Raw genomic sequence first — 21,997 nt, 5'->3', positions numbered from 1 at the left:
CGGGCTTGCCCGCGATAAGCATAGGTATCTACACAACTTTGCCGCAACACCTAGATCCAGGCAGATAGCGCAGTTGTGGCGAGCGGGCTTGTCGGAACGCCGCATCGCCGCGCTGGGCTGCGAAGCAGCCCCAAAACCAGCCGCTGCGGTGTATCTGGTACAATGCATTCGGCTTATTGGGGCTGCTTCGCAGCCCAGCGCGGGCAAGCCCGCTCGCCACAGGGAAGATCGCCAGTTTCTGAAAGTTGTGTAGATACCTATGCCGCGATAAGGCCCTCAAGCCCCTTCAAACAACCGCTCATAAGGAATGCGCAAACCTTCATGCAGGCGCTTGATCATGGCCAGGCTCAGCTTGCGCTTGTGGTTCAGCACTTCGGAGACGCGACCGCTGGAGCCGATAAAGGGCTCCAGGTCGCGCGCCGTCAGGCCCATCTGGTCCATGCGAAACTTGATCGCCTCCACCGGATCGGAAGGCGGCATGGGGAAGTGTTCGTCTTCGTATTTTTCGATCAGCAGCGCGAGAATTTCCAGCTCATCACCTGCCGGCGAGCCGATCTCTGCCCCCCACAGCTGATCCACCCGCGCCAGCGCAGCGGCCAGGTCTTCTGGGGTACGAATAGGTTTGATGTTCATCACACAGTCTCCGCGTTGATCTGGTCGTACTGGGCATGGGTGCCGACAAACCGTATGAAACCCAGCTGCCGCAAATAGTCGATCGCCACAACCACCCGATACTTATTGCCACCAATATTGAACACGACCCTTGCTCCTTTGAGCGTGCTTGCGGTTCGAAGCACCCTCTTCAGGTCCTGTGGCGTGTGATAAGTGGATTTCTCTAGATGGCGATACCATTCAACCAGTGGTGTTTTTGAGTCGGTATAAGCCGGGCTGCTTTCCCAGAACTCCCTTAAGGCGGCTCTTGCGATTATTCGCATCTATCGAACCTCCCAATTTGGGAGATGTTAGGCGTCACTTCCGGGGTTTTCAAGTCCTGGTAGGGAGCGCGATGTGTAGGAAATGGGCTTTGTTTCAACGCGGCAAGCGATACAACGACAAAGGCAACAAGCAGTCGATCCATGTGATCCCTCACAGACGGCCAAGTAATATCGAAGCGAGACGCTATCCCTGCGCCCCGATGCTGTCCACGGCCGTTCTGATTCAGGTTTTTTCCCTGGGAGGTGCGCTTACAGTCCTTCCAGCGTCTCCAGCAACACCCGCACCTTGGTCATCGATTCCTGATATTCCGCCTGCCACTCGGAGTCCGCGACGATCCCGCCGCCGCCCCAGCAACAGACCTGGCCATCCTTGACCAGCAGGCTACGAATGGCGATGGAGCTGTCCATCTCGCCGCGCACATCCAGGTAGAGCAACGAGCCGCAGTACAGCCCGCGCCGGGTCGGTTCCAGTTCGTCGATGATCTGCATCGCGCGGATCTTCGGTGCGCCGGTGATCGAGCCGCCCGGGAAACTGCCGGCGATCAGGTCCAGGGCGTCTTTGTCGTCGGCCAGTTCACCGGTGACGCTGCTGACCAGGTGATGCACATTCGGGTAGCTTTCCAGGCTGAACAGCTCCGGCACCTTGACCGATCCGGTGCGGCAGGTGCGGCCCAGGTCATTGCGCAGCAGATCGACGATCATCAGGTTCTCTGCGCGGTCCTTGGGGCTGGCCAGGAGTTCGGCCGCATTGGCGGCATCTTCTTGAGGCGTCAGCCCCCGGGGGCGGGTGCCCTTGATCGGGCGGGTTTCCACCTGGCGCTGGCTGACCCGCACGAAACGCTCCGGTGAAAGGCTCACCACCGCGCCGTCGTCCGGCAGGCTCTGGAAGCCGGAGAACGGCGTTGGGCACGCTGCGCGCAGGGCGCAATAGGCGACCCACGGATCACCGTTGCACGCTGCGCGAAAGCGTTGGGCGAAGTTGACCTGATAGCAGTCACCGGCCTGGATATAGGCCTGGATACGAGCCAGGGCCTGTTCATAGGCTACGGCGCTGAGGTCCGGAGCCATCCGGGTGTGCAGCTTGAAACTGGCAGGGGTGTGCACGGCAGGCTGGCTGAACAGGGTCAGCAGCCGCTGCCGTTCGCTTTCCAGCAGTTTGGGGTGGAACACCAGTTGACTGGTGCGCGCCTGGTGGTCGCTGACCAACGCCCAGGCGTACAGGCCAAAACGGGCATCGGGCAAGCCGATGTCGTCGATAGCCTGATGCGGCAGTCGTTCCAGGTGGCGGCCAAAGTCGTAGCTCAGGTAGCCGATCAACCCGCCGGCAAACGGCAGTTCATAGGGGGCCGGCAGACTGGCCTTGCCCAGCAGCGTCAGATTTTCCCGCAGCCGTTGTAAAAAATCGCTACCGCTTTCGTCCGGCCACACCGCCAGTGTTACTTCTGGCCAGGCGCTGAGCAGGTCATAACGACCACGCTCGGCGGCCGGTCGGCCGCTGTCCAGCAGCACGGCGCCGGGTGCATGGCGGATCGCCGCAAAATACTCGGCGGGGTTGGCGTGGTAGGGCAGTGGGTGTACGGAGCAAGTCGACATGCGGGGGGTGGATCAGCCATGGGCGTGGGGATGGCATTGTAGTCCCCTGTAGGATTTGCTCCTAGAGGGGATGTCGGGGATTGTTGGGTGGAGGGCGGAGCCGGGTTTGGGTTCAGCCTTCCACGGGCGGAATATGCCCAAACATTTGCTGGGCAAATTTCACACGTTCTTCCGCCGTCTCTGTCACTCCGGCCGCTTTCAGCTCTTCGAGGCGCGCTTCCACGGCGTGGGTGCGCAAGGTCAGGCCGCAGTCGTTGGCGATCTGGATATTCAGCCCAGGCCGGGCATTGAGCTCGAGGATCAGCGGGCCTTTTTCCTGGTCCAGCACCATGTCCACGCCGATGTAACCCAGCCCGCACAGCTCATAGCAGCCGGCGGCGAGTTTCATGAAACCGTCCCAGTTGGGCAGTTGCACACCGTCCACCGCGTTGGTGGTGTCGGGGTGCTTGGTGATGATGTTGTTCAGCCAGGTACCGCGCAGGGTCAGGCCGGTCGCCAGGTCCACACCGACGCCAATCGCGCCCTGGTGCAGGTTGGCCTTGCCGCCGGATTGACGGGTCGGCAAGCGCAGCATGGCCATCACCGGGTAGCCCATCAGCACGATGATGCGGATATCCGGCACGCCTTCGTAGCTGATGCTCTTGAAGATCTGGTCAGGCACCACGCGGTATTCGATCAATGCGCGGTCACGGTGACCGCCCAGGGAATACAGGCCGGTAAGGATGCTGGAAATCTGGTGCTCGATTTCCTCATGGCTGATGATCTTGCCGGACACCGTGCGATAGCGTCCTTCAAAGCGGTCGGCGATCACCAGGATGCCGTCGCCGCCGGCGCCCTGGGCCGGCTTGATCACGAAGTCGCTACGGCCACCGATGATTTCGTCGAGCTTGTCGATTTCTTTCTCGGTGGAAATGATCCCGTACATCTGCGGCACGTGGATGCCGGCCTGGATCGCCCGTTCCTTGGTGATGATCTTGTCATCGACAATCGGGTACAGGCTGCGCTTGTTGTACTTGAGCACGTAGTCGGCGTTACGCCGGTTGATGCCCATGATGCCCCGCGCTTCCAGGGCCTTCCAGGTCTTCCAGAACCCGAACATTACGAATCAGCCTTGAGGAAGGCCTTGAAACGCACCAGCTCGGTCAGGCGGTAGCCACGATAGCGACCCATGGCCAGCATGAAGCCCACGAGGATCAACAGGATCGCCGGGAAGGTGAACACGAAGTAGATCAGCTCCGGCACGCTCATGATGATGTGTGCCAGGGACGCGGCGAACAGGGTGCCGATCGCGACTTTCATCGCATGGCCACCGCCGCGTTCTTCCCAGGTAATGGACAGGCGTTCGATGGTCATGGTCAGGATCACCATCGGGAACAGCGCCACCGACAGGCCGCGCTCCAGGCCCAGCTTATGGCTGAACAGGCTGATGGCCGCGATCAGCACTACCACGAAGGTCAACACCACCGACAAGCGCGGCAGCATCTGCAATTTCAAGTGCTCCAGGTATGAACGCAGCGACAGCCCAAGCGCAGTAATCACGGTAAACAGCACGATACCGAAGCCCAACTGCGTCTCGCGGAACGCCAGGGCGATCAGCACCGGTGTGAACGTACCCAGGGTCTGCAAGCCGATCAAGTTGCGCAGGATCAGGATCACCAGCACGCCAATCGGGATCATCACCATGATCATGAAGGTCTGCTGGGTTTGCAGCGGCAAGCCATACAGCGAGTATTCGAGGAAGTTGGCGTCGGTGTTCTCGTCGGTCAGCTTGGCCAGGCGGATCGCGTTCATCTCGCTGTTGTTCAGGCTGAAGGTCACGGCGGCTTTCTTGCCACCATCGACGGTGATCAGGTTTTCATCGCCGGTCCACCACAGCAGGCGGTCGGAGGGCAGGCCCTGTTCGCCGGTTTCCGGGTTGAAGTACAGCCAGTCGTTGCCATTGAAGCTGCGCAGCCACAACTCCGGGGTCTGCGGCTGGTCGGCTACCAGGCGGAGGGTGTGGACCTTTTCCACCGGTACGTGGGCGATGGATAGCAGCAACTCGACGATCTTGGCCTTGTGCGGCGTCGATGGATCGCCCGCCAGCAGCAGCTTGACGTTGTCGTCGTTGAGGTTGTTGGTGCGCTTGATGGCTTCGCTGATAAACGTCTCGACGTCGGCCGAGTGTTGGCGGATCGGCGCCAGCAGGGCCTCGGCGGCGATTTTTTCTGGGCCTTCCACGGCGATGCTGTCGCGGAAGGTCGGGCCCTTGACCTTGACCTTTTCACCGCTGTAGCGCTTGGTCAGCACCAGGCGGTAGTAGAGGGTCTGGTTGCCCTTCGCGCGCCGTGCCGACCAGGTGACCTTGCGGTTGCCGTCGATGCGGTTGACGCTCACCCCGTAGTTATTGGAGATGAAGCTCTCATTGAGGCTGACGAAGTCGCGGCTCAGGGGCGGCACGAACATCTGGACCTTTACCGGGTCCTTGGCGTTGGCGACGAACTCGACCTTGGCGTCGATGTTCCACAGGTCGTCAGTGGCGTCTTCGGTCACCGGGATGCCGAGGACGAAGATCTGATAGGCCGTGACCGAAATGCCCAGTACCACCAGGACGGCGATCAGAATCTTCAGGTGCATAGTAAGAGAGCGCATTGGAATTACTCGGCGGTATGAGCGTCGGTGGCGCAGGCAGGTTTGCCCGCTGCGTATTTAAGACTGGGGTCGACCAGCGCATCAAAGCGTTTCAAGGCTTCGGAGCCGATCAGCAGCGGGTATTGGAAGGCGCTGCGGTCAGTCAAGTTCACTTCGATGCTGCGTAAAGCGGTGCCCATGCAGATGTCCAGGGCAATCACCGGACGGGCGGTGTAGTTCTTGTCCTCATCGGGGTCGTAGTCACCGGCGCGTCGCTTGATCTTGCTGACGCGGGCCAGTGGACGTTCGATGGGGTGCGAATGGGCGGTGTCGATGGCCAGGTAGAAGCGTACCCAGGATTCACCGTTGCGCTTGAAGCGCTTGATATCCCGGGCACTCAGGGACGCAGTCTTGGCGCCGGTGTCGAGCTTGGCGGCGACTTCCAGGTCAATGCCCGCCAGCTTGGCGTATTCATTGAGGCCATAAACGGTCTTCTCGGCAGCGATGCCAAGGCCCGGGAACATCATTAGGCAGAACAATAGGGGGAAGGGCTTGAGTCTCATAGATCCTGAGGCGGTGCAGTGCGATGTTTGATTCAAGGCGACTGGCATTGCTGCGCAAGCTCCCTCGTGCGCCTTTTCATCCGGAGATGTCAGGCAAATGCGGCGGGCATTCTAACATGAAGGTTTTCTGACGCCAGCGCTGGCAGGCGGCCATGCCCCTATAGAGTGCAACAGGGGTTATTAGACGATTGTCGACAATGTGTATTTATTCTTTGACTATCAGGGGCTGATTGGCTAGTTTTTGCGACATTGCTTTTAAAGGTGTCGACAATCATGCTGGATCAGCTGGGAATTCCGGTAGCAGGGCAGGACGATTCCCAGACCATGTCCGAGAACGTCTTCCGCCGCATCCAGGCCGCCATCGTCAAGGGCGAGATAGCTCCCGGCAGCAAGATCTCGGAGCCGGAGCTGGCGCGCACCTACGGCATCAGCCGTGGCCCGCTGCGCGAGGCGATCCACCGCCTGGAAGGCCAGCGCCTGCTGGTGCGCGTGCCCCATGTCGGCGCGCGGGTGGTGTCCCTGAGCCAGGCCGAGCTGGTGGAGCTCTATGAAATCCGCGAGTCCCTCGAAGGCATGGCCTGTCGCCTGGCCGCCGAGCGCATGACCGACGAAGAAATCGAGGAACTGCGCCAGGTCCTGCACACCCACGAGCGCGATGCCGCGTTCCAGGCCGGGGTCGGTTACTACCAGCAGGAAGGCGATTTCGACTTTCACTACCGCATCATCCAGGGCGCGCGTAACCGCACCTTGACCCAAATGCTGTGCGGCGAGTTGTATCAGTTGGTGCGCATGTACCGCATCCAGTTCTCCGCCACCCCCAATCGTCCACGCCAGGCATTTGCCGAGCATCACCGCATTCTTGACGCGATTGCCGATCGCGACGGTGAACTGGCCGAGTTGTTGATGCGCCGCCATATCGGCGCTTCCAAACGCAATATCGCCCGTCACTTCCCCGACGGCGCCCCCTCCAGAGGTGAGTCATGAGTTCCTATAAAAACAGCACCCCAGGCCAGCGTTTCCGTGACGCAGTCGCCAGCGAACACCCCCTGCAAGTCGTCGGCGCGATCAACGCCAACCACGCCCTGCTGGCCAAGCGCGCCGGTTTCAAGGCCATCTACCTGTCCGGTGGCGGTGTGGCCGCGGGCTCCCTGGGCGTGCCGGACCTGGGCATCACCGGCCTGGATGATGTACTGACCGATGTGCGCCGTATCACCGATGTGTGCGACCTGCCGCTGCTGGTGGACGTGGACACCGGTTTCGGTTCCTCCGCGTTCAACGTGGCGCGCACCGTCAAGTCGATGATCAAGTTCGGCGCTGCTGCGATTCATATCGAGGACCAGGTGGGCGCCAAGCGCTGCGGTCATCGCCCTAACAAAGAAATCGTGTCCCAGCAGGAAATGGTCGATCGCATCAAGGCGGCTGTGGATGCCCGCACCGATGACAGCTTCGTGATCATGGCGCGCACCGACGCCCTGGCCGTGGAAGGCCTGGAGTCTGCCCTGGAGCGTGCCGCCGCGTGCATCGAGGCCGGCGCCGACATGGTCTTCCCCGAAGCCATCACAGAACTGGAGATGTACAAGCTGTTCGCCTCCCGTGTGAAGGCGCCGATCCTGGCCAACATCACGGAATTCGGCGCGACGCCGCTGTACACCACCGAACAGTTGAAATCTGCCGATGTTTCCATCGTGCTGTACCCGTTGTCGGCATTCCGCGCCATGAACAAAGCCGCCGAAAACGTCTACACCGCGATCCGTCGCGACGGTACCCAACAGAACGTGATCGACACCATGCAAACGCGCATGGAGCTTTACGATCGCATCGACTACCACACCTTCGAGCAAAAGCTTGACGCGCTGTTCGCCGCCAAGAAATAAGCGCAGCGCCTCCCAGATAACTACAAAATTGGAGAAGAACCATGGCTGAAGCAAAAGTACTGAGTGGCGCCGGCCTGCGTGGCCAGGTGGCCGGGCAGACCGCACTGTCCACCGTGGGCCAGGCCGGTGCCGGCCTGACCTATCGCGGCTACGATGTGCGCGAACTGGCCGCCGATGCGCAGTTCGAAGAAGTTGCCTATCTGCTGCTGTACGGCGAGTTGCCAAGCAAAGCCGAACTCGCGGCCTACACCGCCAAGCTGGCCAAGCTGCGCGACCTGCCCCAAGCGCTTAAAGAAGTGCTGGAGCGCATTCCCGCCGACGCCCACCCGATGGACGTGATGCGCACCGGTTGCTCGTTCCTGGGCAATATCGAGCCAGAAAAAGACTTCAGCGTGCAGCGCGATGTCACCGACCGCCTGCTGGCGGCCTTCCCGGCGATCATGTGCTACTGGTACCGCTTCAGCCATGACGGCAAGCGCATCGATTGTGTGACCGACGAGCCGTCGATTGGCGGCCACTTCCTGCACCTGCTGCACGGCAAAAAGCCGAGCGAGTTGCACGTCAAGGTCATGAACGTGTCGCTGATCCTCTACGCCGAGCACGAATTCAACGCTTCCACCTTTACCGCGCGTGTCTGCGCCTCGACCCTCTCGGACCTGTATTCCTGCGTCACCGCCGCCATCGGCTCGCTGCGCGGCCCGTTGCATGGTGGCGCCAACGAAGCGGCGATGGAAATGATCGAGCGTTTCTCCTCGGCAGAAGAGGCTGTGAAGGGCACTCTCGGCATGCTGGAGCGCAAGGACAAGATCATGGGCTTTGGCCACGCGATCTATAAAGACAACGACCCGCGTAATGAAGTGATCAAGGGCTGGTCGAAAAAACTCGCTGATGAAGTGGGCGACAAGGTGCTGTTCCCGGTCTCCGAAGCCATCGACAAGACCATGTGGGAACAGAAGAAACTGTTCCCCAACGCCGACTTCTACCATGCCTCGGCGTACCACTTCATGGGCATCCCGACCAAGCTGTTCACCCCGATCTTCGTGTGCTCGCGCCTTACCGGCTGGGCCGCGCATGTGTTCGAGCAGCGTGCCAACAACCGCATCATCCGTCCAAGCGCCGAATACACCGGCGTCGAGCAGCGCAAGTTCGTGCCAATCGAACGTCGCTGAGTGAGGAGGCCGCCAGTCCCGAATGGGTAACCGAGTCAAAAATGTGGGAGCGGGCTTGCTCGCGAATACAGGGTAACAGTCTCTGAATGTGTTGAATGACACACCGCATTCGCGAGCAAGCCCGCTCCCACATTTTGACCGCATTCCAATTCTGGGGCGGCGCAGGTCTTCCTTTTGTAACTACCGTGACCGAGTCCTGACGATGAACACTGAATTTCGCAAATCGCTCCCCGGCAGCCGCCTGGATTACTTCGACGCCCGTGCGGCAGTCGAGGCAATCACGCCTGGTGCCTACGCCACCTTGCCCTACACCTCCCGCGTGCTCGCCGAGAACCTGGTGCGCCGTTGCGACCCGGCGACCCTCAACGCTTCCTTGAGCCAACTGATCGAGCGCAAGCGCGACCTTGACTTCCCTTGGTTTCCGGCGCGTGTGGTGTGCCATGACATCCTCGGCCAGACCGCCCTGGTGGACCTCGCCGGCCTGCGTGATGCCATTGCCCTGCAAGGCGGCGACCCGGCCCAGGTCAACCCAGTGGTGCCGACCCAACTGATCGTCGACCACTCCCTGGCCGTCGAGGCCGGTGGTTTCGACCCGGACGCCTTCGAGAAAAACCGCGCCATCGAAGACCGCCGCAACGAAGACCGTTTCCACTTTATCGAGTGGACCAAGAAGGCCTTCAAAAACGTCGACGTGATCCCGCCCGGCAACGGCATCATGCACCAGATCAACCTGGAGAAAATGTCTCCGGTGATCCAGGTGCGTGACGGCGTGGCCTTCCCGGATACCTGCGTCGGCACCGACAGCCATACCCCCCACGTGGACGCCCTGGGCGTGATCGCCATCGGCGTTGGCGGCCTGGAAGCCGAGAGCGTGATGCTCGGCCGCGCGTCGTGGATGCGCTTGCCGGAAAGCGTTGGCGTCGAACTGACGGGCAAGCTGCAACCGGGCATCACCGCCACCGATATGGTGCTGGCGCTGACCGAGTTCCTGCGCCAGCAGAAAGTCGTCGGTGCCTGGCTGGAGTTCTTCGGCGAAGGCGCCTCGGCCCTGACCCTGGGCGACCGCGCGACCATCTCCAACATGGCCCCGGAATATGGCGCCACGGCGGCGATGTTCTACATCGACGCGCAAACCATTGCCTACCTCAAGCTCACCGGGCGTGAAGACGAGCAAGTTGCTCTGGTCGAGCAGTACGCCCGGCACACAGGCCTGTGGGCCGATGACCTCAAGGGCGCGCAGTACGAGCGTGGCTTGAGCTTCGATTTGTCCAGCGTCGTGCGCAACATGGCCGGCCCGAGCAACCCGCACGCTCGCGTGGCCACCAGCGACCTGGCGGCCAAGGGCATTTCCGGGCAATGGGACGACGTACCGGGGCAAATGCCCGATGGCGCGGTGATCATCGCTGCCATCACCAGTTGCACCAACACCAGCAACCCGCGCAACGTGATCGCCGCCGGCCTGCTGGCGCGCAATGCCAACAAGCTAGGGCTGGCCCGTAAACCGTGGGTCAAGTCGTCCCTGGCGCCGGGTTCGAAAACCGTGGCCATGTACCTCGACGAAGCCGGGCTGACCAGCGAGCTGGAGCAGTTGGGTTTTGGCGTCGTAGCCTTTGCCTGCACGACCTGCAACGGCATGTCCGGTGCGCTCGACCCGGTGATCCAGCAAGAAATCATCGACCGCGACCTGTATGCCACCGCCGTGTTGTCGGGCAACCGCAACTTCGACGGGCGCATCCATCCGTACGCCAAGCAAGCGTTCCTGGCGTCGCCGCCGCTGGTGGTGGCCTACGCGATTGCGGGCACCATCCGTTTCGATATCGAGAAAGACGTGCTGGGCTTGGATGCGACCGGCAAGGAAATCCGCCTGAAGGACATCTGGCCGAGCGACGAAGAAATCGACGCGGTGGTCAAGGCTTCGGTCAAGCCGGAGCAGTTCCGCCAGGTTTATATCCCGATGTTTGCGATCCACGAGGACACCGGCCCGAAAGTCACGCCGCTGTACGACTGGCGTGCGCAGAGTACCTACATCCGCCGCCCTCCCTATTGGGAAGGTGCCCTGGCCGGCGCGCGTCCGCTCAAGGGCATGCGCCCGCTGGCGGTGCTGCCGGACAACATCACCACCGATCACCTGTCGCCATCCAACGCGATCATGCTCGACAGCGCCGCCGGCGAATACCTGGCGAAAATGGGCCTGCCGGAAGTCGACTTCAACTCCTATGCAACGCACCGCGGCGACCACTTGACCGCCCAGCGCGCGACCTTTGCCAACCCCAAGCTGTTCAATGAAATGGTCGTGGAAAACGGCAAGGTCAAGCAGGGTTCCCTGGCGCGGATCGAGCCGGAAGGCAAGGTCACGCGCATGTGGGAAGCCATCGAAACCTACATGGAACGCAAGCAGCCGCTGATCATCATTGCCGGGGCCGACTACGGCCAGGGTTCGTCCCGCGACTGGGCGGCCAAGGGCGTACGCCTGGCCGGAGTGGAGGCGATTGCCGCCGAAGGCTTCGAGCGCATCCACCGCACCAACCTGGTGGGCATGGGCGTGTTGCCCCTGGAGTTCCTGGCGGGCACGGATCGCAAGACCCTGCAGATCGATGGCAGCGAAACCTATGACGTGATCGGTGAGCGCACCCCGCGCGCGCAGTTGACCCTGGTGATCAACCGCAAGAATGGCGAGCGTGTCGAAGTGCCGGTGACCTGCCGCCTGGACACCGCCGAAGAAGTGTCGATCTACGAGGCGGGCGGCGTATTGCAACGCTTTGCCCAGGACTTCCTGGAATCGGCGGCGACGGCCTGAAGAGGATGACCATGACACACGTAGCGCAAATCAAGATCGCCGCCACCTACATGCGTGGCGGCACCAGCAAGGGCGTGTTTTTCAACCTCAAGGACCTGCCCGAATCGGCTCAGGTCCCGGGCGCGGCCCGCGATGCCTTGCTGTTGCGGGTGATCGGCAGCCCCGACCCCTATGACAAGCAGATCGACGGCATGGGCGGTGCCACGTCGAGCACTAGCAAGACCGTGATCCTCGCCAAAAGCACCCGCGCCGATCATGACGTGGACTACTTGTTTGGCCAGGTGTCTATCGACAAGCCCTTTGTTGATTGGAGCGGCAACTGCGGCAACCTGTCGGCGGCGGTCGGTTCGTTCGCCATCAGCGCCGGGCTGGTTGACCCCAGCCGCGTGCCCCATAACGGCGTAGCCGTGGTGCGGGTCTGGCAGGCGAATATCGGCAAGACCATCATCGCCCATGTGCCCATCACCGACGGTGCGGTGCAGGAAACCGGCGACTTCGAGCTGGATGGCGTGACCTTCCCGGCGGCCGAAGTGCAACTGGAATTCCTCGACCCGGCAGCGGAAGAAGAGGGCGGCGGTGGTTCGATGTTCCCCACCGGCAACCTGATCGACGACCTGGAAGTGCCGGGCGTCGGCACGTTCAAGGCGACGCTGATCAACGCGGGGATCCCGACGATTTTTATCAACGCCGAAGACCTCGGCTACACCGGCACCGAGCTGCAAGGCGCGATCAATGGCGATCCCAAAGCCCTGGCCATGTTCGAGACCGTGCGTGCCCATGGCGCGTTGCGCATGGGCCTGATCAAACACCTGGACGAAGCCGCCCAGCGCCAGCACACGCCGAAGGTGGCGTTCGTGGCCAAGCCTGCGGATTACCTGGCCTCCAGCGGCAAGGCGATCAAGGCAGGGGATGTGGACCTGCTGGTGCGGGCGTTGTCCATGGGCAAGCTGCATCACGCGATGATGGGCACGGCGGCGGTGGCGATTGGCACGGCGGCGGCGATTTCCGGAACCCTGGTCAACCTCGCGGCCGGCGGCGTGGAGCGTAATGCGGTGCGGTTCGGGCATCCGTCCGGCACCCTGCGCGTGGGCGCCGAGGCCAGCCAGGTCAACGGCGAATGGGTGGTGAAAAAAGCCATCATGAGCCGCAGTGCGCGCGTATTGATGGAAGGCTTCGTGCGCGTTCCCGGCGACGCGTTCTAAACCTTGCACCGACCCCAATGTGGGAGCGGGCTTGCTCGCGAAAGCGGTATTTCAGTCAGCACCTGTATTGACTGATCCACCGCTTTCGCGAGCAAGCCCGCTCCCACACAAACCCGCTTCCACTGGGGATTATCGGTAGCTTCTGAATTTATGTACGAGAGCAGGCACTCAGACCTGCCACAAACAACCAACCCTGAGCCTGAGGAAGGAACACACCCAACCTATTTTGGAGTACTGCCATGAGCGCCAACGTCGACCAGAACAACCGCCCCGACTACGACCAGGTTTTGCAGGACATCGCCGATTACGTCCTCAGCTACCGCGTTGATTCCCGGGACGCCTTGGACACCGCCCGCAACTGCCTGATGGACACCCTCGGCTGCGGACTGCTGGCCCTGCGTTTCCCAGAGTGCACCAAGCATCTGGGGCCGATTGTCGAAGGCACGGTGGTGCCGTTCGGTGCGCGCGTGCCGGGCACGTCCTATCGCCTGGATCCGGTCAAGGCGGCGTGGGACATCGGCTGTATCGTGCGTTGGCTCGATTACAACGACACCTGGCTCGCCGCTGAGTGGGGCCACCCTTCGGACAACCTCGGTGGCATCCTGGCCGTTGCCGATCACCTGTCGCAAAAGCGCGTGGCGCAGGGCGAGGCGCCGTTGACGGTGCGGGCGGTGTTGGAAGCGATGATCATGGCCCACGAAATCCAGGGGGTGATTGCCCTGGAAAACTCCTTCAACCGCGTCGGCCTTGACCATGTGCTGTTGGTCAAGATTGCGTCCACAGCGGTCTGTGCCAAGTTGATGGGCGCCAATCGCGAGCAACTGCTGGCGGCACTGTCCCAGGCATTTGTCGATGGGCAGGCCCTGCGCACTTACCGTCACGCGCCGAATGCCGGTTCACGCAAGTCGTGGGCGGCGGGTGATGCGTCGAGCCGTGGCGTGCGCCTGGCGGATATCGCCATGCGTGGCGAAATGGGCATCCCGGGTGTGCTGAGCGCGCCGCAGTGGGGGTTCTACGATGTACTGTTCAGCCATACCAACAAGGATCTGGCCCTCAAGCCTGAGGACAAGCGCGCATTCAGCCTGCCCCAGCCCTATGGCACTTATGTGATGGAAAACGTGCTGTTCAAGATCAGCTTCCCTGCGGAGTTCCACGCCCAGACCGCGTGTGAAGCGGCCGTCACCTTGCACCCGCAGGTCAAGCAGCGCCTGCATGAAATCGAGCGGATCGTGATCACCACCCACGAGTCGGCCATTCGTATCATTTCCAAGGTCGGCCAACTGGCCAATGCGGCTGACCGCGACCATTGCCTGCAATACATGACGGCCGTGCCCCTGGCGTTTGGCAACCTGGTGGCCGAACAGTACGAAGATGAGTTCCATGCCGCGCACCCGATCATCGATCAATTGCGCGAGAAGATGGTCATCGTCGAAGACCCGCGCTACAGCCGCGAATACCTGGAGGCCGACAAGCGTTCCATTGCCAACGCGGTGCAGGTGTTCTTCACGGATGGCTCAAGCACCGAGCAGGTTGCGGTGGAATACCCGATTGGCCATCGTCGGCGCCGGGCGGATGGCATTCCTTTGCTGGAAGACAAGTTCAAGGCCAACCTGGCGACACGCTTCACCGCGCAGCGTAGCGCCGAGATTTTTGCCCTGTGCAAGGATCAGGCACGGCTTGAAGCAACGCCGGTGAACCGGTTTGTAGATCTGCTCGTCATCTGACACAGGAGGCCCCCGACCCCTGTAGGAACTGGCTTGCCTGCGATAGCATCACCGCGATGCGATTGCGATACCGAGGTGCTCATATCGCAGCATAGGTATCTACACAATTTTGCCGCAACGCCTAAATCCAGGCAGATAGCGCAGTTGTGGCGAGCGGGCTTGCCCCGCGCTGGGCTGCGAAGCAGCCCTAAACCCGGCCATCGCGGTTTATCTGAAGAAACGTGGAGGGCTTTTTGGGCTGCTTCGCACCCCAGCGCGGGGCAAGCCCGCTCGCCACAGGGAAGATCGTCAGTTTCTGAAAGTTGTGTAGATACCTATGCATATCGCAGGCAAGCCAGCGCCTACAGGTGGCCGGTTCAGGTTTCAAAGCGCAGGATCACCCGACGGTTGTGCTTGCTCTTCTTCTCGATTTTCTCGCAGAACACCCGGCCGATTTCCTCGGTGTTGACCACATGGGTGCCGCCACACGGCTGGATATCGATGCTGGCAATCTCGATGACCCGTACCGCTCCCTGGATCACCGGTGGCGCGACGGCCTGGGTGCGGGTGATCTGCAGCAGGGTGGAATACTCGGAGGCCGGCATCGACAGTGACTTGACCGCATGGGCCTGTTCGATCAGGGCATTCAGGTCGCGGGTGATGTGCTCCTTGTCCAGGGTCATTTCCGGCAGGTCGAAGTCCAGGCGGCCTTTGTCGGCGCTGATGCTGCAACCGGTCACCGGTGCGTCGATGATTGCGCACAGCAGATGCAGGCAGGTATGCATCTTCATGTGCTGGTAGCGCCGCTCCCAGTCCAGGCCGGCGTCTACCTGCACGCCTGCTCGCAATGATTCGGGGCAATGCTCCACTTGATGCCAGATGATCGAGCGCAGCACGGGGTCGCGCACCGTCCCGGTCACTTTGACCTGGCTTGCGTCGGGCAGGGTGAAGTAGCCGGTGTCGCCTGGCTGGCCGCCTCCGGTGGGATAGAACAGGGTGTGTTCCAGGGCGACGCCCTGTTCGCTGACGGCGATCACGCGGGCGCTGAAGGCATTCTGGTAAGGCGCGCTGTCGAACAGCGCCAGGGTTTCCATGGTGTGTACGGACATGTTCAACCTCCAACGATCAGTGGGCTGGTTTGCAGCAGGCGCCGCACCATTGCGCTTAGCCCGGGTGGGGAAAGCAGGGTGACCTCGAACTTCGGCCCACACACTTTCAGGTTCAGGGGCAGGCGCGGTGAGCAAGTGGGTGCCTGCAGCGTGCGCAGGCGAAATTGCAGGTGATGACGTTCCTTGACCGTTGGCTCCAGCACCAGGCTGGACAGCGGATGGAAGTCGGCATCCAGCACCGTGACCCGGTGGCTGGTGCTGACTTCGCCCACCACGTGCAGGCGCTCGTCGAGGGCAAACGCCCCGAGGTAATTGCTGGCGTCTGATTCGTCGTTCTTTTGCAGTTGGATCTGGTTGACCACCTTGACCTTGGTGCCTGCAGGCACGTCCTGGGTGATGACGCAGGAAGGGCTGATAAACACGTCGTCGCCGATCAGCACATACCCGAGCACCCTCGCGCCCGAACCGACTTCGACGTTGTTGCCCAGGCGTGGGTGGCGCTTGCCGTCGGGGTTGTTGGCGATGCCCCGGGCGCCCAGGGTCACGCCGCACAGGATGTAGCAGTCATTGCCGATCTCGCAGGTTTCGCCGATCACCGTGCCAAAGCCATGATCCAGCACAAAGCGCCGGCCAATGCGGGCTGCCGGGTGGATTTCGGCCCCGGACAGGATCTTGCCCTGGTTGCTCAAAGTCAGCGCAATGGCGCAGAACTGGCCGTGGGGCTGGTCGGGAAGGTTCCATACCCGATGCGCCAAACGGTAGTACAGCACGGCCTTGAACGAGGCGTAGGACTCCAGGATCAATTCGCCCCGGCCCCTGGACGCCGGGTCGCGCCAGGCATAGGCGATCAGGTCCTCGGCCACTTCCTGCGCCGCTGGCTGGATCAATGCCGCCAAGTGTGGCTGCAGTTGTGAGATCTGTGCCGGCGAGAGGGTCTTGATGAGGTGCGTCAGCAGCTCATCGTGCAACTGTTGCATGTCGATAAAGCCTCCCATGGAAGGCACCCCCGCAATTGTCGTTATTCGAAACAGGGCAGATAGCTGTCGGCGCTGTCGTACACCATGGTCAGGACGACGGTGTCGGTGGGCAGTTCCGGGGCAAGCCTGGCGATGGCCACCATGTTGGCGGCGGACGACAGCCCCAGGCTGATGGCATCGGTACGCATGATGCGCTTCATCATTTCCAGGCAATCGAGGCGCGAAACCTTGAGCATGCCGTCCAGTACATTCAGGTTGAGAATGCTCGGGATCAGGCCGATGGACAGGCCCTGGATATGGTGCGGCGCATGACGGTCGCTGAGCAGGTCGCACTCCTCGGGCTCGACACCCATCACGCGGATCTGCGGCCAGGTGGCCTTGAGGGTTTCACCGATACCGGTGATATGGCCCCCGGTGCCGATGCCGCTGACGAAGTAGTCGACCTGGCGCTGGCCAAAGGCGCGGATGATTTCCGGGGCGGTGGTGTCGCGATGGGTCTGGGGGTTGGCGCCGTTGCGCTGCTGGTTGAGCATGACGAAGCTGGGGTTTTCCAACTGCAGTTCCATGCACTTTTCGCCATGGGAGTTGTTGCCCAGGCGGCTGTCCGAGAGCACCACCTTGGCCCCATACAGGCGCAGCAGTTTTTGCTTTTCGGGGCTGTAGTTATCGGGAATCACCAGCACCACCTTGTAGCCCAGCACATTGCCGGCCATGACCAGGCCGATGCCGGTGTTTCCGCCGCTGGGTTCGATGATGGTCTGCCCCGAGTCGCGAATCAGGACGCCCCGGCGCTCGGCGTCGAGGATCATCCCCAGGGCGATCCGCGCCTTGTGGCTGCCGCCCGGATTCAGGGATTCAAGTTTGGCGAAGACCTCGATGCCGAGGTCTTCGGAGAATTGTTCCAGGCGCACGATGGGCGTTTGGCCAATGGCGTCGAGTATGGAGTTATGCAGCATCAGATAAGTCCCCCAAGGCCTGTGATCAGTACAAAGGCATGTCGGGTTCGACGTCGCGCACCCAGTGTTTCATACCACCTTGCAGCACCCGGGTGTTGGCAAAGCCCGCAGCCAGCAGGGTGCTGGCGGCTTGTTCGGCGCGGCTGCCGGCATAGCAGATCAGGTAGTGGGTGTTTGCACGGCTCAGGCTGTCGAGTTGCGCGTCGAGCTGGGCCAGGGGGATGTGCAGCACGCCCGGTAGTTGGCATACCTCCAGCTCGCTGGCGTCGCGCACATCCAGCAGGATATCGGCGCTGCTGCGCTGCTCCAGCAACTGCTTGAGCACCTGGGGCTTGATGTAGTGCTCTGCGGCCAGGCTGGGCGCGCGGAGGGTATCGGCACACACGGCTGCTGCGGGTTGGTGTTCTTCACGCAGTTCGGAGCAGCACGGGCAGTCGGCGCGGCGCTTGAAACGGATTTCGCTGAACTTCATGGCCAGGGCATCAAAGCGCATCAACCGTCCGGACAAGGAGTCACCCAGGCCGATCAACAACTTGATTGCTTCGGTGGCCTGGATCATCCCGACCACGCCGGGCAGTATGCCGATGACCCCGCCGGCGCTGCAATTGGGCGCCAGTTCCGCAGGTGGCGCGTGGGGGTACAGGCAGCGGTAGCACGGCCCGCCTTGATAATTGAACACGCTGATCTGGCCGTCGAAACGGTAGATCGCGCCATACACCAGCGGCTTGCCCAGCTGTACGCAGGCGTCATTGACCAGGTAGCGGGTCTCGAAGTTGTCGGTGCCGTCGATCACCAGATCGTAGGCACCGACCAGTTCCAGGGCATTGTCGGCGTTCAGTGCGGTGTCGTAGGTGTTGATTTGGATATGCGCGTTGAGGTCCTGCAGCCGGCGCTTGGCGGACTCGACCTTGGGCATGCCCAGGGTGCTGTTGCCGTGCACGACCTGGCGTTGCAGGTTGCTGCTTTCCACCACGTCGAAGTCCACCAGCCCCAGGGTGCCAATGCCGGCGGCGGCCAGGTACAGGCTGATGGGCGAGCCCAGGCCACCAGTGCCGATGATCAGCACCTTGGCCTTCTTCAGGTTCAGTTGCCCTTCGCGGCCAACGCCGGGCAGGGTGATATGGCGCACATAGCGCTGCACTTCCTCGTTGCTCAACGATTCGATGTCCATGCCGCCGGAGGTGGCCAGCAGCACTTCGATTCTGGCCTTTGCGGGCAGTGGCTCGTCGGGGCCGATCAGTTCTTCCCCTGCGGTGAACAGGAAATGCTCCTTGAGCTGGCCGTTGTTTTCGTGGAACAGGTGCGCCCGCAGTTGGGGGTGGCGGGTGCAGGTGTCTTCAATGACTTCGCGCAATGTCGATCCGGCACCCTCGAGGGTCGATTCTGGCAACTTGGCCACCCGGACCAGGATGTCGGGGAAAGAGACAGCGTTCATGTACAACTCCGTTTGCAGGTCGTTGAAGGGGTTGAGGGCGAAGTGCGTGCCATCCCAGGCAAACAGCTTCGACCCAAGGGCCTTGCCCTGGCGGACATCCACCACCAGATAGCTGACGGGGTAGATCGGTTCGCCCATGTACAGGGCCTTGTCCTGATCCTCGTCACTGAAGTACGCACCGACATCCGGGTGGGAGTGGTAGATCACCACCACCGGGTTATCCGTGCGAAAGGCCTTGTTCATCAGCAGCGTGTCGGTCACCGAGAAGGTGTAGCCGTTGGCCGCGCTGCGGGGGTAGGCCTCGGGGTTCTTGCGATGCAGCTCGTTCTGGATATTGCTGCCCAGGTAGACGCTGCCGTCTGCAAAGACAAAGCCGCAGCACTCTTCGGGGTAGGTGCTGCTGGCGTGGGCGTAGATCTGTTCCAGGGCGGTTTGGCGGAGGACGTCCATGTTTCTCTCGCGTGGTGGGGAAAGGGTCAATTGGCTTTTGCCAGCAACTTTTCGATCGGCAACTTGGTGATGGCAAAGCCGGCCAGCAGGATCGCCGAGTACAGCATCAGGTCCCGGGACAACTCCAGGCCTTCGTACCAGGCGCCGATGATTACGGCGAACACCGGGAAAATAATGAAGACGAACGACAGGATGATCGGGCTCAGGCGCTTGAGTAGCATGAAATACACGATAAACCCGCCGACCGAGGCCACCAGGCCCAGGTAGAACAGGGCGCTCCAGGACCGCAGGGTGATGGCCTCGAAGGTCGGCGATTCAAACCACAGCCCGGCGACAAACAGCATCAGCCCGGCAATCCCGATGGGCAGAGTGTTGTAGGTGATCACGCTGATGGCGCTGCCTTTTTGCTTGGTAATGACATAGCACAAGGCATGCAGGATTGCGGCGGTCAGAATTGCCAGTACGCCGAAGAATTCGGCGTGGTCAAGGTGCAGTCCCTGGCTGCGGATGATCATGTACAGGCTGCCGAAGCCGATGCCGATGCCGACGACCTGGGAAAAGTAGATGCGCTCGCGCAGGAACAGTGCCGAGAAGATCAGGATGAACACCGGCATGCAGCTGAACAGCAGCGCGGTGAGCCCGGATGAGACGTGCATCTCGCCGTAGTTGAGCAGGTAGTAGGGCACGCTGAAGTAGCAAAGGGTCACGAACACAAAGAACCAGCGGCTTTCCCGGGGGAACAGGATCGGTTCGCGCCGCAGAAAGGCAAAGCACAGAAACAGTGGGAAGGCGATCAAAAAGCGCAAGCCCGCCGACGTCAGCGGTGGCACGCTTTCCACCGCGATCTTGATCCCCAGCCAGGTGGTGCCCCAGCTCAGGCAGACAATCAGGAACATCACACTGGTAATCAGGCCAGCCAGCCATTGTTTGGGGGATTTGGTTTTTTCGGTATTTTCGAGAACGGCGGACATTGGCATCGTTTATTGCTTCCCTGAGCCGGAATTGAACTCTATATTGAACTTGTAATTAGAGGTTTCACCCGGTGATTGAACCCGTAAAAGCACACTATTAGGGCGAATGATGGCTGTCAAAACAAATATTGACATGGTGTCAATTATGCGAGAGGGGCTGTCCAGCGGGCAGGGCGTGAAGTACAAACGCCTGTCCGACGTCATGGAACGGGGCATCCTCGAAGGTCTGATTGAGCCTGGGCGCAAACTGCCGCCTCACCGGGTGCTTTCTGACAATCTTGGGGTGACCATCGGCACTATCAGCCGCGCCTACGGCGAACTGGAACGCCTGGGCCTGGTGGTGGCGCGAGTGGGTGACGGAACGTTCGTACGCAAGCGTGGGATGGAGCGCCAGCGTGACGAAGGCTTTCGCAATGTCAGCGAGGAGCCGCGCCAGTACTTCGATATGAGCCGCAATATGCATATCCCTGGGCAGGAGACCATGTTCCTGGCCCAGGGCTTTGAAACCCTGGCCAAGAATGCCAAGTTCCTGCAGGACATCAGCGCCTACACCCCGGACGCCGGCCTGCCTCGCTACCGCGCGGCCGGTGCGCAATGGTTGGTGCAGCGTGACTTTCATCCGATTCCAGAGCAGGTCATCTGTGTCAACGGCGGCCAGCACGGGCTGCTGTGCGCGTTGATGGCGTTGGTGCGTGCGGGCGACACGGTAGTCACCGAGCAATTGACCTATCCGGGCCTGATTACCGCCGCGCGGATGCTCGGCATCCGCCTGATCGGTCTGGAAATGGATGAGGAAGGCGTGTTGCCGGGAGCTCTGGAGGAGGTCTGTCGCAATCACCGGGTATCGGCCTTGTATTGCACGCCGACCATCCAGAATCCGACGACCGCGGTGTTGTCGGTGGCCCGCCGTGAGGCGCTGGTGAAGGTCTGTCGTGAGCACAATCTGCTGATCTTGGAGGACGAGGCGCATGGGGTGTTGGTGGCAGATCGCCCGCCGCCCCTGAGCCATTTTGCCCCGGAGCGCACGATTCTGATCAGCAGCCTGAGCAAGGCCGTGTCGGCGGGCTTGCGGGTGGGGTATGTGCATGCACCGCCCGCGCTGGTCAGCCGTATCTCTGCGGCTCTGCGCTCAACCTGCTGGATGGCCACGCCAGTGACCCTGGAACTGGCCACGCAGTGGATTGAAAACGGTACGGCAGAGTACCTGTTGCATCAGCAGATCAATGAAATCAGCCGGCGCAAGGCATTGGTCGCAGGCCTGCTGGCCGGCCTGGAATACCGGACGCACCCCAACAGCCCGCACTTCTGGATTGAAGTCCCTGAGCCTTGGCGAGCGTCGGAAATCGAGGCGGAACTCAAGCAGAATAATTACCTGATCGCCACGGCCGAAGCCTTTGCCGTGGGGCAGACGGCGGTACCGCAGTTTATCCGGGCGAGCATTTGCAATACGTCGGGGGATGATCAATTGCTGAAGGCGGGGTTTGACGCGCTGGCCACGGCGCTGGGGCAGGGTGGGGACCGGTTTCACCTGTGAACCCAGTTGTGGCATACGGGCTTGTTGTGGCAAATGGGCTTGTTGTGGCGAGCGGGCTTGATTGTGGCGAGCGGGCTTGCCCCGCGCTGGGTGGCGAAGCCGCCCCAAAATACCAAGCT

Annotated in this window: 18 protein-coding genes; 7 read left to right on the top strand and 11 right to left on the bottom strand. The window is 61.5% G+C overall.

What is annotated here, in order from left to right; genetic code table 11:
- Positions 1-276 precede the first annotated feature (276 nt).
- The 6 genes from FIV38_RS07405 to rloA form a co-directional block, all read right to left on the bottom strand.
- Complete coding sequence (locus tag FIV38_RS07405) at positions 277-633, bottom strand: helix-turn-helix domain-containing protein (RefSeq protein ID WP_029298306.1); 357 nt, start codon at positions 631-633, stop codon at positions 277-279.
- Positions 633-935, bottom strand: a complete 303-nt coding sequence (locus FIV38_RS07400; protein WP_029298305.1) for a type II toxin-antitoxin system HigB family toxin — start codon at positions 933-935, stop codon at positions 633-635. Before FIV38_RS07400 ends, FIV38_RS07405 begins: the two co-directional genes overlap by 1 nt.
- A 249-nt stretch (positions 936-1,184) precedes the next feature.
- Positions 1,185-2,528, bottom strand: a complete 1,344-nt coding sequence (gene pabB, locus FIV38_RS07395; protein ID WP_070995161.1) for an aminodeoxychorismate synthase component I — start codon at positions 2,526-2,528, stop codon at positions 1,185-1,187.
- Between the two features lie 112 nt (positions 2,529-2,640).
- On the bottom strand, positions 2,641-3,627 hold the full coding sequence (locus FIV38_RS07390) for an alpha-L-glutamate ligase-like protein (RefSeq protein ID WP_029298303.1): 987 nt from the start codon (positions 3,625-3,627) through the stop codon (positions 2,641-2,643).
- The gene (gene rloB, locus FIV38_RS07385) at positions 3,627-5,159 is read right to left on the bottom strand and encodes an osmotic stress tolerance membrane protein RloB (protein WP_029298302.1); all 1,533 of its coding nucleotides are present in this window, start codon (positions 5,157-5,159) and stop codon (positions 3,627-3,629) included. The genes FIV38_RS07390 and rloB overlap by 1 nt, the downstream gene beginning before the upstream one ends.
- Before the next feature lie 5 nt (positions 5,160-5,164).
- Positions 5,165-5,701, bottom strand: a complete 537-nt coding sequence (gene rloA / locus FIV38_RS07380) for a retropepsin-like aspartic peptidase RloA (RefSeq protein ID WP_092231868.1) — start codon at positions 5,699-5,701, stop codon at positions 5,165-5,167.
- Between the two features lie 273 nt (positions 5,702-5,974).
- On the opposite strand from rloA, the gene FIV38_RS07375 reads away from it, so the two are divergent.
- From FIV38_RS07375 to prpD, 6 genes are all read left to right on the top strand, one after another.
- Complete coding sequence (locus FIV38_RS07375) at positions 5,975-6,685, top strand: GntR family transcriptional regulator (RefSeq protein WP_092231866.1); 711 nt, start codon at positions 5,975-5,977, stop codon at positions 6,683-6,685.
- A complete protein-coding gene (gene prpB, locus FIV38_RS07370) occupies positions 6,682-7,575 on the top strand; it encodes a methylisocitrate lyase (RefSeq protein WP_029298299.1) in 894 nt (297 codons plus the stop codon). The genes FIV38_RS07375 and prpB overlap by 4 nt, the downstream gene beginning before the upstream one ends.
- 41 nt (positions 7,576-7,616) lie before the next feature.
- Complete coding sequence (gene prpC, locus FIV38_RS07365) at positions 7,617-8,744, top strand: bifunctional 2-methylcitrate synthase/citrate synthase (protein ID WP_029298298.1); 1,128 nt, start codon at positions 7,617-7,619, stop codon at positions 8,742-8,744.
- Positions 8,745-8,946: 202 nt separating this feature from the next.
- Positions 8,947-11,541 (top strand): Fe/S-dependent 2-methylisocitrate dehydratase AcnD, encoded by a 2,595-nt coding sequence (gene acnD, locus FIV38_RS07355; protein ID WP_070995164.1) that lies wholly within the window; start codon positions 8,947-8,949, stop codon positions 11,539-11,541.
- Positions 11,542-11,552: 11 nt separating this feature from the next.
- Complete coding sequence (gene prpF, locus FIV38_RS07350; protein WP_070995176.1) at positions 11,553-12,743, top strand: 2-methylaconitate cis-trans isomerase PrpF; 1,191 nt, start codon at positions 11,553-11,555, stop codon at positions 12,741-12,743.
- Between the two features lie 239 nt (positions 12,744-12,982).
- On the top strand, positions 12,983-14,467 hold the full coding sequence (gene prpD, locus FIV38_RS07345; protein ID WP_092231863.1) for a 2-methylcitrate dehydratase: 1,485 nt from the start codon (positions 12,983-12,985) through the stop codon (positions 14,465-14,467).
- Positions 14,468-14,823: 356 nt separating this feature from the next.
- Here the strand turns inward: prpD and FIV38_RS07340 are convergent, their stop codons facing one another.
- The 5 genes from FIV38_RS07340 to FIV38_RS07320 are packed head-to-tail and all read right to left on the bottom strand — an operon-like array spanning position 14,824 to position 20,293.
- Positions 14,824-15,555, bottom strand: a complete 732-nt coding sequence (locus FIV38_RS07340) for an alanyl-tRNA editing protein (protein ID WP_092231859.1) — start codon at positions 15,553-15,555, stop codon at positions 14,824-14,826.
- 2 nt (positions 15,556-15,557) lie between these two features.
- Positions 15,558-16,550 carry a serine O-acetyltransferase gene (locus FIV38_RS07335; protein WP_029298293.1) on the bottom strand — a complete coding sequence of 331 codons (993 nt, stop codon included), beginning with the start codon at positions 16,548-16,550 and terminating at the stop codon, positions 15,558-15,560.
- Positions 16,551-16,573: 23 nt separating this feature from the next.
- Positions 16,574-17,488, bottom strand: coding sequence for a PLP-dependent cysteine synthase family protein (locus FIV38_RS07330; RefSeq protein ID WP_029298292.1), 915 nt, complete (start codon positions 17,486-17,488; stop codon positions 16,574-16,576).
- 25 nt (positions 17,489-17,513) lie between these two features.
- Positions 17,514-19,373, bottom strand: a complete 1,860-nt coding sequence (gene moeB / locus FIV38_RS07325; RefSeq protein WP_092231856.1) for a molybdopterin-synthase adenylyltransferase MoeB — start codon at positions 19,371-19,373, stop codon at positions 17,514-17,516.
- Between the two features lie 26 nt (positions 19,374-19,399).
- Entirely contained in the window at positions 19,400-20,293 is an 894-nt protein-coding gene (locus FIV38_RS07320) for a DMT family transporter (RefSeq protein ID WP_166647876.1), read from the bottom strand.
- Between the two features lie 160 nt (positions 20,294-20,453).
- Here FIV38_RS07320 and FIV38_RS07315 point away from each other — a divergent pair, with 160 nt between their 5' ends.
- Complete coding sequence (locus FIV38_RS07315; protein WP_029298288.1) at positions 20,454-21,878, top strand: aminotransferase-like domain-containing protein; 1,425 nt, start codon at positions 20,454-20,456, stop codon at positions 21,876-21,878.
- The last annotated feature ends 119 nt before the right edge of the window (positions 21,879-21,997 follow it).

This window comes from Pseudomonas proteolytica, from assembly GCF_007858275.1.
GTDB classification, from domain to species: Bacteria; Pseudomonadota; Gammaproteobacteria; order Pseudomonadales; family Pseudomonadaceae; genus Aquipseudomonas; species Aquipseudomonas proteolytica.
Note: the sequence above shows the minus strand (reverse complement) of the source record. Positions and strands in the feature narration are given on the sequence as shown.

What these genes read in the sequence shown, in the direction of transcription:
- moeB (WP_092231856.1), bottom strand. Translation starts at nt 19,373, where the DNA reads ATGGACGTCCTCCGCCAAACCGCCCTGGAACAGATCTACGCCCACGCC.
- rloA (WP_092231868.1), bottom strand. Translation starts at nt 5,701, where the DNA reads ATGAGACTCAAGCCCTTCCCCCTATTGTTCTGCCTAATGATGTTCCCG.
- FIV38_RS07330 (WP_029298292.1), bottom strand. Translation starts at nt 17,488, where the DNA reads ATGCTGCATAACTCCATACTCGACGCCATTGGCCAAACGCCCATCGTG.
- prpF (WP_070995176.1), top strand. Translation starts at nt 11,553, where the DNA reads ATGACACACGTAGCGCAAATCAAGATCGCCGCCACCTACATGCGTGGC.
- FIV38_RS07375 (WP_092231866.1), top strand. Translation starts at nt 5,975, where the DNA reads ATGCTGGATCAGCTGGGAATTCCGGTAGCAGGGCAGGACGATTCCCAG.
- rloB (WP_029298302.1), bottom strand. Translation starts at nt 5,159, where the DNA reads ATGCGCTCTCTTACTATGCACCTGAAGATTCTGATCGCCGTCCTGGTG.
- FIV38_RS07340 (WP_092231859.1), bottom strand. Translation starts at nt 15,555, where the DNA reads ATGTCCGTACACACCATGGAAACCCTGGCGCTGTTCGACAGCGCGCCT.
- prpD (WP_092231863.1), top strand. Translation starts at nt 12,983, where the DNA reads ATGAGCGCCAACGTCGACCAGAACAACCGCCCCGACTACGACCAGGTT.
- acnD (WP_070995164.1), top strand. Translation starts at nt 8,947, where the DNA reads ATGAACACTGAATTTCGCAAATCGCTCCCCGGCAGCCGCCTGGATTAC.
- FIV38_RS07405 (WP_029298306.1), bottom strand. Translation starts at nt 633, where the DNA reads ATGAACATCAAACCTATTCGTACCCCAGAAGACCTGGCCGCTGCGCTG.
- prpB (WP_029298299.1), top strand. Translation starts at nt 6,682, where the DNA reads ATGAGTTCCTATAAAAACAGCACCCCAGGCCAGCGTTTCCGTGACGCA.
- FIV38_RS07335 (WP_029298293.1), bottom strand. Translation starts at nt 16,550, where the DNA reads ATGGGAGGCTTTATCGACATGCAACAGTTGCACGATGAGCTGCTGACG.
- prpC (WP_029298298.1), top strand. Translation starts at nt 7,617, where the DNA reads ATGGCTGAAGCAAAAGTACTGAGTGGCGCCGGCCTGCGTGGCCAGGTG.
- FIV38_RS07315 (WP_029298288.1), top strand. Translation starts at nt 20,454, where the DNA reads ATGGCTGTCAAAACAAATATTGACATGGTGTCAATTATGCGAGAGGGG.
- FIV38_RS07390 (WP_029298303.1), bottom strand. Translation starts at nt 3,627, where the DNA reads ATGTTCGGGTTCTGGAAGACCTGGAAGGCCCTGGAAGCGCGGGGCATC.
- FIV38_RS07400 (WP_029298305.1), bottom strand. Translation starts at nt 935, where the DNA reads ATGCGAATAATCGCAAGAGCCGCCTTAAGGGAGTTCTGGGAAAGCAGC.
- pabB (WP_070995161.1), bottom strand. Translation starts at nt 2,528, where the DNA reads ATGTCGACTTGCTCCGTACACCCACTGCCCTACCACGCCAACCCCGCC.